This window comes from Sorangium sp. So ce327 (assembly GCF_051530205.1).
GTDB lineage: Bacteria > Myxococcota_A > Polyangia > Polyangiales > Polyangiaceae > Sorangium > Sorangium cellulosum_B.
Map to the genome: position 1 here is coordinate 9,508,087 of NZ_CP150330.1, position 12,606 is coordinate 9,520,692.

11 protein-coding genes are annotated in these 12,606 nt (G+C 71.7%); 7 read left to right on the top strand and 4 right to left on the bottom strand.

Annotated elements, in window-relative coordinates:
* The first annotated feature begins 34 nt into the window (after positions 1-34).
* Positions 35-634 (top strand): TonB family protein, encoded by a 600-nt coding sequence (locus tag WME95_RS35655; protein ID WP_437544055.1) that lies wholly within the window; start codon positions 35-37, stop codon positions 632-634.
* A gap of 216 nt (positions 635-850) precedes the next feature.
* Entirely contained in the window at positions 851-1,888 is a 1,038-nt protein-coding gene (locus WME95_RS35660) for a hypothetical protein (RefSeq protein ID WP_437903782.1), read from the top strand.
* Positions 1,889-1,912: 24 nt separating this feature from the next.
* Here the strand turns inward: WME95_RS35660 and WME95_RS35665 are convergent, their stop codons facing one another.
* Positions 1,913-2,959 (bottom strand): glycosyltransferase family 4 protein, encoded by a 1,047-nt coding sequence (locus WME95_RS35665; RefSeq protein WP_437903783.1) that lies wholly within the window; start codon positions 2,957-2,959, stop codon positions 1,913-1,915.
* A gap of 377 nt (positions 2,960-3,336) precedes the next feature.
* On the opposite strand from WME95_RS35665, the gene WME95_RS35670 reads away from it, so the two are divergent.
* Positions 3,337-4,950, top strand: coding sequence for a hypothetical protein (locus tag WME95_RS35670; RefSeq protein WP_437903784.1), 1,614 nt, complete (start codon positions 3,337-3,339; stop codon positions 4,948-4,950).
* Positions 4,951-5,012: 62 nt separating this feature from the next.
* Here the strand turns inward: WME95_RS35670 and WME95_RS35675 are convergent, their stop codons facing one another.
* A complete protein-coding gene (locus tag WME95_RS35675) occupies positions 5,013-6,821 on the bottom strand; it encodes a glycosyltransferase family 39 protein (RefSeq protein ID WP_437903785.1) in 1,809 nt (602 codons plus the stop codon).
* A 171-nt stretch (positions 6,822-6,992) separates the two neighbouring features.
* Between WME95_RS35675 and WME95_RS35680 the strand changes: the two genes are divergently transcribed.
* Both WME95_RS35680 and glyA read left to right on the top strand, forming a co-directional pair.
* Positions 6,993-8,309, top strand: a complete 1,317-nt coding sequence (locus WME95_RS35680; RefSeq protein ID WP_437903786.1) for a dihydrolipoamide acetyltransferase family protein — start codon at positions 6,993-6,995, stop codon at positions 8,307-8,309.
* Entirely contained in the window at positions 8,306-9,577 is a 1,272-nt protein-coding gene (glyA, locus tag WME95_RS35685; protein ID WP_437903787.1) for a serine hydroxymethyltransferase, read from the top strand. Before WME95_RS35680 ends, glyA begins: the two co-directional genes overlap by 4 nt.
* A gap of 139 nt (positions 9,578-9,716) precedes the next feature.
* Here the strand turns inward: glyA and WME95_RS35690 are convergent, their stop codons facing one another.
* Positions 9,717-10,535 (bottom strand): hypothetical protein, encoded by an 819-nt coding sequence (locus WME95_RS35690; RefSeq protein ID WP_437544069.1) that lies wholly within the window; start codon positions 10,533-10,535, stop codon positions 9,717-9,719.
* A gap of 270 nt (positions 10,536-10,805) precedes the next feature.
* Between WME95_RS35690 and WME95_RS35695 the strand changes: the two genes are divergently transcribed.
* Complete coding sequence (locus tag WME95_RS35695) at positions 10,806-11,087, top strand: hypothetical protein (protein ID WP_012239207.1); 282 nt, start codon at positions 10,806-10,808, stop codon at positions 11,085-11,087.
* Positions 11,088-11,274: 187 nt separating this feature from the next.
* Entirely contained in the window at positions 11,275-11,910 is a 636-nt protein-coding gene (locus WME95_RS35700; protein ID WP_437903788.1) for a hypothetical protein, read from the top strand.
* Between the two features lie 207 nt (positions 11,911-12,117).
* Here the strand turns inward: WME95_RS35700 and WME95_RS35705 are convergent, their stop codons facing one another.
* The gene (locus tag WME95_RS35705) at positions 12,118-12,456 is read right to left on the bottom strand and encodes an HU family DNA-binding protein (RefSeq protein ID WP_012239209.1); all 339 of its coding nucleotides are present in this window, start codon (positions 12,454-12,456) and stop codon (positions 12,118-12,120) included.
* Positions 12,457-12,606 lie beyond the last annotated feature (150 nt).

Here is a 12,606-nt window from a genome sequence, read left to right on the forward strand (position 1 = left end):
GACACGGCCCCGCGTTCGGGTTTTACCTTCGGGCATGAGCTCTCGCCGAACAGGGTTGGTTCTGATCCTCGCGCTCGCGGCGGGCTGCGGCGCCCCGCCGCCAGCCGCCCAGTCGCCGGCGCAGCCCGCGTCGGAGGGGCCGACCGGCTCGGCGTCCCCGGAGCCGACGACCTCGGCCCCCCCGGAGCCGAAGCCCGCGGCGCCCCCGCCGGACGCGCAGGCCCCCGCGGCGGCGACACCGGTCGAGGCGCCCCCGCCGCGGGCCACCTCGAGACCGGACGGCAACGTGAGGCCCGGCGCGGCCACCGCGACCGGCACGCTGGGGGGCAACATCTCCGAATCGCAGGTCCGCGACGTCGTGGAGAAGCACGGCGAGCTGTTCGACGAGTGCTACAAGATCGGCGTCAAGAGCTCGCCGAAGTTCACGGGGAAGGTGACCGTCAAGGCGACCATCGGTCCGACCGGCAGGGTGAACAGGGCTGACGTGGTGAGGTCGACGGCGAAGAATCAGCAGGTCGATCGCTGCGTGGCCGATACCTTCGAGAAGATGCAGTTCCCCTCGCCGCAAGGCGGGGTGACGACCGTCATCACCTTTCCCATCGAGTTCAGCGGCGTCGAGCTCGTGCAACCCTGAGGAAGACCGCGTCGGGCTTGAAATTTACAGCGCTTCACGGTGCGACGTCACACCACGAGGCATGGCCCGCACGGTCGACCCCACTGTTTGTCATGAGAACCGCTATTTCGCGTTGCGCAAAACCCCGCCCGGAAGACACCATGACGCCTCGCTCCGGTGCTTTCGGCGGCTCGCCAGGGTCCGCCGCCATCAACGCCTAACTTCTTGGAGAGAGCCATGAACTCGAGATCTCGCCTGTCGTCCTTCGGTCGGGTTCCGGTCGGACATCTGCTGCGGGTCGCGTGCATCGCTGCGGCGCTGCAAGCGGCCGCGTGCTCCAGCGTTGGCGACCCCAGCAACGCCGGGAACAGCAATGGCACGACGGGGAGCTCGGGGAGCGTGGGCAGCACGGGCAGCGGCGGAGACGACCTCGGCGGCGTGGCCGCGAGCAGCGGCGGCGACGACTTCGGCAGCCTGGCCACGGGCGCCGGCAGCGGCAACAGCAGCTCGGGGAGCGGCGCGCCCAGCAGCGAGGACACCTGCGATGGCCTGGACAACGACGGGAATGGCATCGTCGACGACGTCGACGTCGCCGGCGACGGCATCTGCGACTGCCTCCGCATCGCCACGCTGGGCGAGCCGGGCCAGTGGGGCGACGGCGACGTCTTCGAGTCCTGGTTGAACGAGCGCAGCATCAACGGTGCCTTCGGCCTGAACGGCGCCGAGCTCACCGCGGAGGAGCTCGCGAAGCACCAGGTCATCGTCATCCAGGACGTGAGCGACATCGGGCGCACGTACTCGGACGCCGAGGTCGAGGCGCTCCGCGACTGGATCTCGAAGGGCGGCGGCCTCATGACGTTGATCGGGTACGGCCAGACCCGGGAGCGCGAGAACGTCAACACGCTGCTCGCTCCGCTCGGCGTCAGCTACGACGCAGAGCAGATCCTCCCGAGGCGAGGCGGCGCCACGGTCCCCATCACGGAGTGGAGCGGAGGGCATCCGGTGCTCGACGGGATCGAGGCTGTCGGCGTGGACACCGGCTACCCGGTGGTCGGCGAGGGCGCCACGCTGGCGACCGGCGACGGCTACGACGTGCTGAAGGCGCTGGAGGTCGGCGAGGGCCGGGTCCTCGTCTGGGGCGACGAGTGGATCACCTACAACAGCGAGTGGGTCGATCATCCCGAGTATCAGGTCGAGCGCTTCTGGCTGAACGCCATCAAATGGATGACGCCAGCCAACGAGTGCCAGGTGGCCATCCCACCGCAGGTCAACTGAGCCCCTCGACCTCCCGCGCGGCGATTACGCCGCCCGGGAGCCCTCGGCGCGCCGCGGGCCGGTCACGGTCCGGTAGAGCTCCTCGTATTTGCCCAACATCACGGCGCTGCTGAAGCGCTCGCGCGCGCGGCGCGCGCAGGCGGCGCGATCGAAGCGGGCCAGGCCCGCCGCGAGCGCGGCGAGGCGCGACAGATCGCCCGGCGGCGCCAGGTAGCCGGTGACGCCCTCGTCGACGATCTCGGGGAAGGAGCCGCGGCGAAAGCCGAGCACCGGGGTGCCGCAGAGCATGGCCTCGATGGCGATCAGCCCGAACGGCTCCTCCCACTGGAGCGGGCAGAGGACGGCGCGGGCCCCGCGCAGGAGCGCGACCTTGCGGTCGTGGCCCATCTCCCCGAGATCCGATATCCCGCTCTCCCGGAGGCGCGGGGCGACCTCCTGGAGATAATAGATCTGGTCCTTGGGGTGCGCGCGGCCCGCGAGCTTGATCGGCAAGCCCGCGGCCCTCGCGATGTCGAGCGCCAGGTGGGTCCCCTTCTCCTCGGCGTAACGACCCAGGTGGGCGAGGTAGCCCTCGTCGCTCAGGCTCGGCGGATAACGCGCCGGCGTGACGCCGTGATGGATGACGCACGAGCGCGGCAGCGGGATCTCCAGGGCGCGCTGCCGCGCGCTGATCGCCACGTACGCGACCTCCGGGTGGCGCGCGTAGATGCGCGAGCTCTCGCCGCAGGGCGCGTGGTGCAGGGTGTGCACCACCGGGACGCAGACGAAGCGGGTGAACGGGACGGCGATCGGGCTGTTCACGTGGATCACGTCGAACCCGTCCTCGCGCGCGATCTCCGAGAAGGCCCAGGCGACGTGGTTGACCTCGTCCTCCGGCGCCGGAGGCCAGCTCGGGCTCCCGTAGAGGTACCGGCGACGGCAGGTGACCACCGAATCTCCCGTCGCGAAGAGCGTGACCTCGTGTCCACGCGCCGACAGCCCCTCGGCAAGCTCGTGACAGAAGAGCTCGGTCCCGCCGTACCCGGAGGGAGGCACCCGGATGAACGGGGTGGAAACGATCGCGATCCGCATGCTCTTTGCTCCTCGGTCGCCGCGCCGCGACCGGGGCGCCATGCTCGCCCCCGCTCGCAGCGGAGCGCAACCCCACGCTCGAGACCCATCAACGAGCATGCCAGCGGGCTGCTCCCCACCTGCCCGGCCGAGGGAGCGCGCGAGGACAGCGGCTGCGCAGCAGACGCAGCGCGGCGCCCGCCAAGTCAGCGCGATCCGGACCGGCGCGCGGCGGTGCGGCGCTTTCTTCAGGCCTCCCGTGCGTCTAGGATGCGCCCTCCCGCTCGCTCCTGCGCGCGGGGCAGCGCGGGAAGCGTCGAGAGCCCGAGCGCCCCTGCCAATCTGCACACAGGTGGTCAATGACTTCGAGATCGAATCGTTACGGATCCGCGCTCGCGTTGAGCATTTCGCTGGTGGCCACCGCGGGCTGCCAGATGGCCACGATGCCCGATCGCGGCCTCATCAATGAGAACACGGGAGGGAGCGGCGGACAGGGAGGAACGGGCGGCGGCGGTGGCTCCGGCGGCAATGACGGCGGCGGCGGGAGCAGCGACGGCGGCGGTGGCTCCGGCGGTGGCGATGGTGGCTCCGGCGGTGGCGATGGTGGCTCCGGGGGTGGCAACGGCGGGAGCGACGGTGGCGCCGGCGGAGTCGATGGCAACGGCGGCAACGGAGGCGACGCTGGAGCCGGCGGGGACGGCGGAGCGGGCGGCATCGACGGCTCCGGCGGCGGCGGCGGCGGCGGCAGCGTCCCGTGCACCGGCGACGCCGACTGCCCCGCGCCTGACAGCGAGTGCGCGATCGCGAGGTGCATCGACGGTGGATGCACGACCGTGCCCGTGGCCTCGGGGACGCCCGTGAAGGAGCAGATGGCCGGCGACTGTCGCGAGCGCGTCTGCGACGGTGACGGCGCGGTCACGGAGGTCGACGACGACGACGATCTGCGCGACGACCACAGCTCGTGCACGGTCGACTCCTGCCGCGATGGCGCGCCGATCAACGACCCGGTCGAGGCCGGCACCTGGTGCTCCCTGGCCGACGGCGGGCTGTGCAACCCAGCCGGGGTCTGCGTGCAGTGCCTCGTCGACTCGGACTGCCCGACCGAGGTCTGCATCGACTACGTCTGCCAGGTCGCCTCGTGCGAGGACGGCCTGCACAACGGCGACGAGGGCGGCATCGACTGCGGCGGCAGCTCTTGCCCTGCGTGCGGGGCGCCGGCCAGGGTGACCTCCGTCGATTATCCGGTCATCGCCGTCGGCGGCGCGCTCGTGCTTACCGGCTCGGGCTTCACCGGGGCGACGGGGGTGACCGTGGGCTTCGCGGCGCAGCCCTTCACGATCGACTCCGACACGCAGATCACGATCCCCGCGCTCTCGGACGCGACGCCGATCGGCCCGGGGGACATCGTCGTGAACCGGCCGGGGGCGCGGTGGACGTCGTTCCCGGTGACGGTGATCCAGCTCCAGATCAACGAGGTCGACGCCGACACGGCGGACAGCGCTGACGTGCTCGAGTTCATCGAGATCAGCACGGGCTGGCGGTACGTGAGCCTCGCCGGTTACACGCTCGTGCTCTTCAACGGGGCCACCGACGGCTCCTACCGCGCGATCGCGCTCGACGGCACGACGGACGGGGGCGGGCTCCTGCTCGTCGGCAACAGCGGCGTCGAACCGACGCCCGCCCTCGTCTTCCCGACCAACATCCTGCAGAACGGCCCGGACGCTGTCGCCTTGTACCAGGGGCTGCCCGCGGAGTTCCCCACGTCCACGCCGGCCACGGCGGCGCGCCTCATCGACGCGCTCGTCTACGGACCGGCGGCCGAGCCGGACGCGCAGCTCTTGAACGCCCTGATCTCCAGCGCTCCTGGGCGCGTCCAGGTCAGCGAGGGCGCGACCTCCGCGCTGTCGCAGACGCAGTCGATCCAGCGCTGCGCCGATGGCCTCCGCGACGGCCGCCGCTTCGGGGCGGCGGCGCCCACCCCGCGCAGGCCCAACACCCTCCCCTGCCCCTGAAGGCGCGGCGCAGCTGGCAGCGCGCCGCGCCGCCGCCGCCGCCTGGCGCTGGGCTCCGGGGCTCAGCGCTCGAGGTGGATGTCGAAATCCTCGATGCTCACGGCGAGCTCGTAGCGCTGCTCGATGAGCCCCGCGAGCTCGGGGAACCCGTTCAGCGTGTCGCGCGAGTCGATCACGTCGCCGGTCACCGAGGGGAAGACGTCGTGGCGCTCGACCACGATCGCGGCCGGCGGGCTCGCGGCGAGGTCGCGCATCAGCGCGTCGCGCGCCTCCTGCCGGGCCCACGCCGCGCGCTGCGGGACGTTGTAGAGGTAGCGCGTCGCCGGCGGGCGATCGGCGAGATCGTAGATCACCGGCTCGAAGCCCCACACGAACACGGGGCGCCCCGGCGCGACGCGCTCGCGCAGCCACGCGGCGACCTCCCGGTTCGCCGCGGCGTTGACGTCGGCGACCGACGCGAGGCGATCGAGGCGCGCCTGGTCCCTCGCGCCGGTGGCGAGCACGGCGATCCGCTTGGCGCAGCGCTCGATGTAGTCGTCGGCCACGTCCTTCGTCGCGGAGCGGGCGAAGGCGGTCGCGACGAGCGCCGCGAGGAGCGCCGCCGCGGCCGCCTTCGCGCCGGACCGCGTGCACCGCTGCCACGCCTTCCAGAGGCCGAGCGCGGCGAGCATCGCGGTGAGCGGCCACGTCGCGCCGTAGTGGTAGGGGAAGAACTTCGCCTGCATCACGACGCCGACGAGGTGCATGGCGATCACGCCCGAGAGCAGCGCCACGCCCGCCCGCTCGTGGCGTTCGGGGTGCAGCGCGACCAGGCAAGCGAGGCCGAACGCGAGCGGGCCGGAGTAGTGGACGAGCCACTCGCAGGCGCCGTACCACGCCATGCCGAGCACGCTCGCGCCGCGCCACCCGAGCGCGGTGTAGTGCGGCGTGAAGACGAAGAGGACCTCCCGCAGATCGCCGAGCGCGCCCCTCAGGGCGAACCAGGCGGCGCAGGCGAGCACGGGGAGCACGCCGCCCAGCGCGATGAGCAAGGCGGGCCGGAGCGCCGCCCAGAGGAGCGCGGCCGCCGTCGATCGGACCGGCCCGGACGCAGGCGGCGCAGGGCGCGCCGGCTCGCCGTGGAGCGCGGTCGGACCGGCGTCGCTCCGGCGCTGGACGGCGGCCCGCTCCGCGCCCCGCCGCGCGAGCTCCGCGAGGGCGGGCGCGGCCAGCGCGACGGCGAGCACGACGCCGCCCCCGGCGAGGGGCGGCTTGAGGAGGCCGGCGGCGCCGAAGAGCGCGCCCGACACGACCAGCGCGGCGCCGCGCGGCGCCGGGCGGGGCGCGCCGTCGCGGCCGCGCGGCGTGGCCACGAGCAGCGCGGCGATGGTGAGCATGCCGCCGAACGACTCGGGCTGCGCCGTGTGCCAGAAATCGAGCTGGGCGTGCACCAGCACGGCGAGCGCCGCGGCGACGACCCCGATCCGCCGGTCGCCGAAGAGGCGGGCGGCGAGCGACGCCATCGCGAGGCACATGCCGGCGAGGCCGAGGACCTCGAGGACGCGGATGCCCCACTGCGCGGGGCCGAAGAGGGCGCGGGCGAGCGCGTAGATGAGGAAGATGCCGGGCGGCTTGAAGTCGAACGCGTCGCGGTACGGCATGCCGCCGTCGAGCACCGTACGCGCGACCATGGCGTAGATGCCCTGATCGCGGCCGTAGCCGTAGGTCAGCACCTGCAGCAGCAGGAACGCGATGACGACGAGCGAGGCCGCCCGGATCGCCCGCGCCCCCACGACGCGCGGCGGCCCGGCGGCGAGGGGCTCGCGCCCGCTCTGGCTCGAGGGGGCCAGGGGGGCGGGGGCTGCGGTCGCATCCGGCGCGGCGTCACGCACGGGGCCCTTGTACCGGCTGGGGCCCAAAAAGGATACACACCGGACGAACACTGTGTCGTTGCCCTCGAAGGGCGGGCGGCGTATACGACCCTGCCGCCTTGCCCGGAGAGGTGAAACGGGCGCTCACGGCGGCGCGCGTTGGAGGCGCGAGAAGCGATGGTCGAAGTCCGCATGCCACAGCTCGGTGAGAGCGTGGTCGAGGGAACCGTCTCGAGGTGGCTCGTGCGCGAGGGCGATTTCGTCAAGCGCGAGCAGCCGCTGCTCGAGGTCGCGACCGACAAGGCCGACACGGAGATCCCGGCGCCCGTCGCGGGTCGTGTCGCGCAGATCGCGGTGGCCGAGGGCACCGTCGTCGCCAAGGAAGGTCTGCTCTGTCGGATCGACGAGACGGCGCAGGGCGAGGCCCAGGCGACGGCCCAGCGCGCGAGCGCGCCGCCGGCGTCGGCGCCGTCCGAAGCGCGGCCCGCCGCGCCGGCGCCCGGCAGCAACGGACACGACGAGAGCGCCCGCCCCCTGACGAGCCCGTCGACGAAGAAGCTCGCGCGCGAGTCGGGCGTCGACCTGCGCGACGTGCACGGGACAGGCGATCACGGCCGGATCACCCGCGACGACGTGATGCGCGCGGCGCACGGCGCGCCGGCCGAGCCGGCGCCTCAGCCGAGCGCGGCGGCCCAGCCGGCGAGCGCGGCGGCGGAGCTCTCGCAGCTCATCCAGGCGAGCGGCGGGTTCGTGCCGCCGGTGCCCGGCGTCGGGTACGGCGCGTACAAGGTGCCGCCGTACTCGCCGAAGCCCGGCGACAAGGTGGTGCCCTTCAGCCGGCGCCGCCGCATCACCGCCGACCACATGGTCTATTCCAAGGTGACGTCGCCGCACGTGGTGACGGTCGCCGAGGTCGACCTGCACGAGACGTCGAAGCTGCGCGACCTCCACAAGGACGAGTTCAAGCGGGCGGGCGTGTCGCTGACGTTCCTGTCCTTCATCTGCGCCGCGGCCGTCCGCGCGCTGCGCGAGCACCCGGAGTTCAACGCTCGAGTGCTCGAGAACTCGTACGTGGTGCTGCGCGACGTCAACCTCGGCGTGGCGGTGGACACGCCCGGCGGCCTCATCGTCCCGAGCATCAAGCACGCGGACGAGCTGTCGCTGCGGGGCGTCGCGAAGAGCATCGACGAGCTGGCCGGGCGCGCGAAATCCGGCAAGATCACGGCCGACGATCTCGCGAACACGACCTTCACGGTCTCGAACCCCGGCCTCAAGGGGAACCTCTTCGGCGGCGCGATCATCTCGCAGCCGAACGTGGGCATCCTCCGGATGGGGGAGATCAAGAAGCGCGTCGTGGTGGTCACGAAGGACAAGGAGGACTCGATCGCGATCCATCCGGTCATGTTCCTCGCGCTGTCGTACGACCACCGCATCATCGACGGGGTGCTGGCGAACTCGTTCCTGTGGCGCGTCACCGACATCCTCACACGCGGGGAGTTCGAGGTATGAGCGCGACAAGCGAAGTGCAGGGCCTGCGGGCACTCAACGAGGTCGATCCGGAGATCGCCGAGCTGATCCGCCTGGAAGAGCGGCGGGAAGCGGACACGCTCCGGCTCATCGCGAGCGAGAACTACGTGTCTCGGGCGGTGCTCGAGGCGACGGGCTCGGTGCTGACGAACAAGTACTCCGAGGGGTACCCGCACAAGCGGTATTACGAGGGTCAGCAGCAGATCGACGTGGTGGAGGAGCTCGCGCGGACGCGGGTGGCCAAGCTGTTCGGGGCCGACCACGTGAACGTGCAGCCCTACTCCGGCAGCCCGGCCAACCTCGCCGTCTACCTCGCGTTCGCGCAGGCGAACGACACGATCATGGGCCTCGGCCTGCCCGCGGGCGGGCACCTGACCCACGGCTGGTCGGTGAGCATCACCGGGAAGTACTTCAAGAGCGTGCCGTACGGGGTTCGCGAGAGCGATCACCGCATCGACCTGGATCAGGTCCGCGACCTGGCGCGCGCCCACCGGCCGAAGCTCATCTGGTGCGGGACGACGGCGTACCCGCGCACGCTCGACTTCGCCGCGTTCCGGGCGATCGCCGACGAGGTGGGGGCGATCCTGGCGGCGGACATCGCGCACATCGCGGGGCTCGTGGCCGCGGGGGTGCACCCGTCGCCGGTGGGCATCGCCGACGTGGTGACGTCGACGACGCACAAGACCTTCCGGGGCCCGCGCGGCGCGATGATCCTCTGCAAGAAGGAGCACGCGGGCGCGATCGACAAGGCGGTGTTCCCCGGCCTCCAGGGCGGTCCGCACAACCACACGACCGCGGCCATCGCGGTCGCGGCGAAGGAGGCCTCGGAGGAAGGGTTCCGGGCCTACGCGAAGCAGATCGTGGTGAACGCGCAGGCGCTCGGGCGCGCGCTGGAGTCGCGCGGCTTCCGGCTCATCACCGGCGGGACCGACAACCACCTCTTGCTGATCGACATGACGCCGAAGGGGATCGCGGGCAAGCCGTACGCGCAGGCGCTCGATCGCGCGGGCATCGTGGCGAACTACAACTCGATCCCGTTCGATCCGCGCAAGCCGTTCGACCCGTCGGGGCTCCGCATCGGCACGCCGGCGGTGACGTCGCGCGGGATGGGCGTCGCCGAGATGGAGCGCCTCGCGGCGTGGATGGATGAGGTGGCGCAGAACGTGAACGACGAGGCGCGCATCACGCGCATCGCCGCCGAGGTCGCGGAGCTCTGCCGCGGCTTCCCGGCGCCCGGCATCCGGCTCTAGCCACCGCTGCGGCGAGCCACGGCGCTGCGACCGAGGACGCCACGGAGAGCGATCTCCTGGCGTCCTCGGCGCTTTTGTGGCCGAGACCCGAGGACGCCGGGGAGAGCGATCTCCTGGCGTCCCCGGCGTCCTGGCGGCTTCACTTCACGTAAAGCTGCGCGGCGGCGACGCCCGAGCCGGACGTGGCCTTCACGATGTACTTGGCGTTGATGCCGACGGGGAGCGACCAGCGGTAGCAGTTGCCCCGACCGCCGAGCGCGGCGTTCGCGCCGGTCGAGTTGTCCTGCGCCAGCACCGATGAGCCCATCGGGATCGGGGTCAGCGCGACCAGGCTGATGTCGAGCTCGGTGATCCCCGCGCCTACACCGACGATCGTGTAGCACTTGCCGGGCATCAGCTGGATCTGCTGCTCGAGGGTCTGTCCGGCGCTGAACTGCCCCGCGATCGGCCCTCCCTCCTTCGTCATGCCGGGCGCCTCGGTCGCAGCGAGGTTGTTCAGCGGGATCGTCGCGGCGGAGGCGAGGTTCGGATCGATCGCCGACGCGCTGCCGGAGCTGCTCCCGCTCCCGCCGCTCGGGGCCGGCTGCTGCCCGCCGGTCTGCTGGCCAGGGAGCGGGAACGGCCAGGGAAAGCCGCCAGGCTGCGCCGTCGGGGCAGGCTGCGTCGTCGTCGGAGCAGGCTGCGTGGGGGCGGGCTGCGTCGGGGCAGGCTGCGTCGGGGCGGGCTGGTACCCCGGCTGCTGGTACCCGGGCTGCTGATACCCCGGCTGCTGGTACCCGGGCTGCTGATACCCCGGCTGCTGGTACCCGGGCTGCTGATATCCAGGCTGCTGGTAGTAGCCGGGCGGGGGCTGGTTCGCGTAGTTCGGCGGCGGCGTGGACGCCTCCCGCTGTTGACAACCAGCAGCGAGGGCGGCGGTGAGGACCAGGGCGGGCAGGACGCCAATCTTACGGAGCAAAAGAACCTCCTCGAATTTCCGGCAGAACGCCGCGTTCAATCTCACTGACGGGCTCGCGACGCAACGGGTGGCTCGCGGGAGCTCCCCGACGCGCCCCCGAAGCCCGCTCAACCGAGCTCCAGGTCCGTCCGCCGGATGTCGCTTTGGACGTTGCACGCCCTCGCTTTCATCGCGCCCATCCGACGGATTGATGCTGCTTCTGCCATGATTTCCCGGGTTATTGCGGCCAGGCGCGGCTGGCCCGGGTCAAAAAGTGAGGTAGCCTACGGCATGACCGACCACGGCTCCCGAGCGAAGCTCGATCGTCCCGGAGAGTTTGCTCAGTGGTTCCTGGAACGAGAAATGCTGGCGAGCGCCGGCATGGGGCTCGCGGCCGACAGGGCGCGGCTGCACCTCGGACGCGCGGTCACGTTCCTGGAGCAAGGAATGCTGCGCGAATCGCTGGTGGAGGCGAACTCTGCAGCGTACCTCGATCAGGCGATCCGACCCGAGGCGCTGCTCATTGCGCGCATGTGCATCCTGCGCGAGTTCGTGGGCGAGTCCGGCGGCTGAGCGGCGCGACGGCGCGAGAGGTCGAACGCCCGCGCCGGCTTGCCGGCAGGCTTGCGCCGCCGGCGCAGCCGCGCAAGACGCCTCGCACATAGCCCCCGCCCCCTGGCGGGTGTATGAGCGCCGCGAGCACAGTTGTCCCATCGAGGGGCCGCGGCGTGCGGCAGGGCTGTGCGCGAGGAGGCCGCAGATGACGGTGACGGGTAGGTCGTTGGGTTCAGCAGTGCTCCTGGCGCTGTCGGTGGCAGCGCTGGGCTGCGGCGGCAGCAGCAAGGAGTCGGAGTTCGCGGACGACGCTCCGGACGCCGGGACGCCGCCGCCCCCGCAGCCGACAGCGTCCGTGCCGCCCCCGGACGCCGGCTTGGCCCCGGTCGCGGTGCCCACGGTGGCGCCCTGCGATGGAGTCCAGTCGCTCGCGATGACGACCATGTTCCAGGGCCGCTCCGCCGGCGAGGCGCCGAAGATGCAGCCGGAAGGGGCGCCCGTCTGCAGCGTGGTGCCCGAGGGACAGACGGCCTCGGGGCAGACCTTCATGCTTCAGCCCGGCAATTGCTACACGTTCCTGGCGCAGGCGCTCCCCACCGTCACCGAGGTGGACGTCCAGCTGGAGCTCGACCTGAACGCCGGAGGACAGCCCGGGCTCGCTGCGTTCAACCTGAAACCGGTGCTCGCCGTCGACTCGGACACCGGGCCGACTGCCGCCATCGGAGCCAAGCAGAGCTGCTACCAATGGCCGTTCCCCATCGCGGCGACGGCCAAGCTGGTTGTCAAGGCGCGCACCGGCTCGGGACCGGTGGCGGCCCAGGCCTACAGCCGCAAGAAGTGAGCTGACCTCGCCGCGGGGGCGGCGGCGGCATCGAGCCGCCCGGCCCCCCCGGCGGCGGCGTGTCGCCGGGGCGCCGGAAGGGCGCCCCGCCGCGCGCGTTGGGCCCTTCCGCCGCCCCGGCGATGGCGCGCCGAGTCCATGGTCCATGGAGCAAGAACGGCCACGTCGCCGTGGCCGCCCTGCGCTCCGCTGGGAGATCCCGTAAGACTACAGGAGCGCGTCCTTGATGGCCTTGATCGGCCGAGCGCGGACCGACTTGCTCGCCGGCTTCGCGGCGAAGGTCATCGGCTGCTTGGTAAACGGGTTGATCCCCTGGCGCGCCTTCGTCGCAGGGCGCTTGACCACCCGGAACTTCGCGAAGCCGGGCAGCGTGAACACGCCCGACTTCTTCAGCTCGCGATGACCGATCGTGATGAGGGACTCGAGAACGTTCTTCACCTGCTTGCGGCTCAGCTCATCACCGGCAGCTTCGGTGATGGCCTGGATCAGGCCGCTCTTGCTCAACGTCTTCTTCGCGCCGCCCCCGGCCGTCTTCTTACTTGCCATGGCACTCTCCTCGGACATGAGCTCGCGCGCGACACCTCGCCGCGCACAGCCTCAGTGAACCTTACACACGACACAGGACAAAAAAAGACAAAACTGCGGGGAGAAATAGCGATTTCTGAGACGGGGCATCGCGCGGACCCCTGAAAGACC